Source organism: Acinetobacter sp. 228 (assembly GCF_048147885.1).
Window position 1 is genome coordinate 1 of record NZ_JAYWYV010000063.1, and the last position, 2,349, is coordinate 2,349.

A 2,349-nucleotide genomic window follows, 5' to 3' on the forward strand; every position below is an offset into this window, starting at 1 on the left:
GACCACGACATGATTATCTTTAGAAAGATATACATCGTACTCAACCGCATCTGCGCCAACTTGAATCGCTTTTAATATGCCTTCTAAAGTGTTTTCATCCTCAAGCGCAGGAATACCGCGATGGCCTGTAATCAGCGGTTTGCGCAGCAGCGTGTTCGGCGCCATTAATTTCATAATAGAAAGAACGCTGTCGGGCTGCTCGGTGTAAATACCGTTTACACCTGTGCTTAAGAACTCTGCTGCTGTTAATGGGCTGCTGCTGTCTAGGTTTGCCCACGGTGTAATCAGCAGACGCTGTAAATGTGAAACCACTTCTGTTTGTACCAGATGCTTAGGCAGAATCACAATTTTTGCAAGTGATGAATTGGTATTGTGGGCAATGGTCACAATATCCTTAGTTGAGCTGCTCAGCCCAGTTTGTTTAGAGTAATCCAGCGCGGTACGCAGTGCTGGAATTGCAATTCGCGCTTTGCGAAGAAGCTCTGGCTGATCTGAAAGCAAGGTAATATCCGCCAGATCATAACTTTCGCCCAATGTTTTTAGCTTATTAATGGTCTGTTCATTTTGAATGCGTAGCAGCGGAAGTGTGCGGCGTGTTGAGTCATTCAGATAATCACGTAAAGCCATGACTTTTTTCTGCTCAGTATTCAATAGATTTAATTGTTCATCGAGCTGATAGGCAATGTGTGTTGCTGCTGTAGAGGAAATGCCGTTCACGGGTGCAGGCTGTGCAATGGTTGGCGCCATAGAAACTGGCAGATTATGATCAATAATTTCGGTAACACGGTTTGATTCTGGCAGAGGATCAAGCTGTTCTGTAATTTTGATGGCATCTACTTTCATCAATAAGCCAGCAGTAGAGAGGCCAATTGCGCCTTGATCTAAATTATAAGGCAGTGTGGTGTCTAAGACTAAATTGTCATCAATATAATGGCGCACACGTTGACCATGCACAATCACAGTCGCTTTATACGACTTATTGACCTCCATATTTTCTTTATAAGCAGATTTATGCAGCACATTCCACGCATTGGTAGGCTGGCGCAGCGCAAGTTCTAGACCGCTGGCGCCAGCTGCATCGGCGCGAATTGCAAATTGATAATAAGGCGTGAAGGCAGGTTCAGCATAGCTGTCAGCAGCGCGGTAAATAATACTGCCCCAGCGGCCACCATTATTTCTTTCTAAATAAGTAAATTCGATATCTATCCGATAGTTTCTGAGTTTTTGATATTCAGGTGACAGCATTAACGTGGTCATTTGTGTGTTATTGGCGCGCCCATCAATGAATAAGCTGCCGTCTTTGACTTCAACCGTGCCTGCATTTGAGCGCAGTGTTGTCCATGCTGCTGGCAGCGCTGTGAGTTGATCGAAGTTTTCGTCTAAGTAGACTTTAGGTACAGGAACTTCTTCTTCTGGTGTTTCTGGCTCTGGAGCTGGTGTTGTCGGTGTTTCAGGCAGGGCGGATGATTCATCTTTATCATCATTGTCGTTGCAGGCAGTTAAATTGAATGCCAATAATATTGCTAAGCTCAATGAAGTCAATTTAGTCATTATGTAGTCTCAGGTTTGATTTTTTAAAAAGCGATTCAAACTTAAGCGTTGAAAATGACACTTTGGTTGATTTGTCATATATCTAAACTTTGCTTACATATTAATGATTTATGAATTCATAAAATTTTAATAAAAATAGATTAAATAAATATGATCAATATTTAATCAAAAAGTACATTGTTGTGATTTATCAACTCATCCACTGCTCAAATTATCCCCAATTTCTGCGGACAACCCTTGGGATAAAAGTCTTGCATTTTGTATTCGATCGAATACAATTGAATTAGATAAGAAGGAACTCGCATGATTGAAATTAAACGTCTGCCTGAATTTGATGAATGGCTAGATGGTCTTAAAGACAATATGACTCGAATCCGCTTGAATCGTCGATTAGATAAGGTCCAACGTGGTAATTGGGGTGACATTAAACCACTCCAAGATGGTGTCTGGGAAATGAGAGAGTTCTTTGGTGCTGGTTGGCGGATGTACTACATCCAACATGGTGACGTTGTGATCGTGATGCTTGGTGGTGGTGAAAAATCTACACAGAAAGATGACATCAAGAAAGCGGTCAAACTATCGAAAACATTGGAGGATTAATATGGTTAAAGTCGCTGATTTACCAAGTTTTGATATGGCTGAGTCACTCAAAACTGAAGAAGATATTGTAATGTACCTCAATATGGTTCTTGAAGAAAATGATCCTGCTGAATTAGCGCACGCACTTGGTGTAATTGCTAAAGCAAGAGGTATGACCCAAATTGCGAAAGAAGCAGGTATTGGACGAGAAGCCCTTTA

General features: G+C 41.6%; 3 protein-coding genes. 2 read left to right on the forward strand and 1 reads right to left on the reverse strand.

Going from position 1 to position 2,349, the window contains the following annotated elements; genetic code table 11:
• Positions 1 to 1,551 (reverse strand): glycerophosphodiester phosphodiesterase family protein (locus VXQ92_RS15775; RefSeq protein WP_416682445.1); only part of this gene is annotated, 1,551 nt, incomplete at its 3' end.
• A 303-nt stretch (positions 1,552 to 1,854) separates the two neighbouring features.
• Here VXQ92_RS15775 and VXQ92_RS15780 point away from each other — a divergent pair.
• The gene (locus VXQ92_RS15780; protein ID WP_000569859.1) at positions 1,855 to 2,151 is read left to right on the forward strand and encodes a type II toxin-antitoxin system RelE/ParE family toxin; all 297 of its coding nucleotides are present in this window, start codon (positions 1,855 to 1,857) and stop codon (positions 2,149 to 2,151) included.
• Between the two features lies 1 nt (position 2,152).
• The coding region (locus tag VXQ92_RS15785; RefSeq protein WP_416682446.1) for an addiction module antidote protein at positions 2,153 to 2,349 on the forward strand (197 nt) is incomplete at its 3' end.

Excerpts from the sequence above, each read along its gene's own strand:
- VXQ92_RS15780 (WP_000569859.1), top strand. The coding sequence starts at position 1,855 with ATGATTGAAATTAAACGTCTGCCTGAATTTGATGAATGGCTAGATGGT.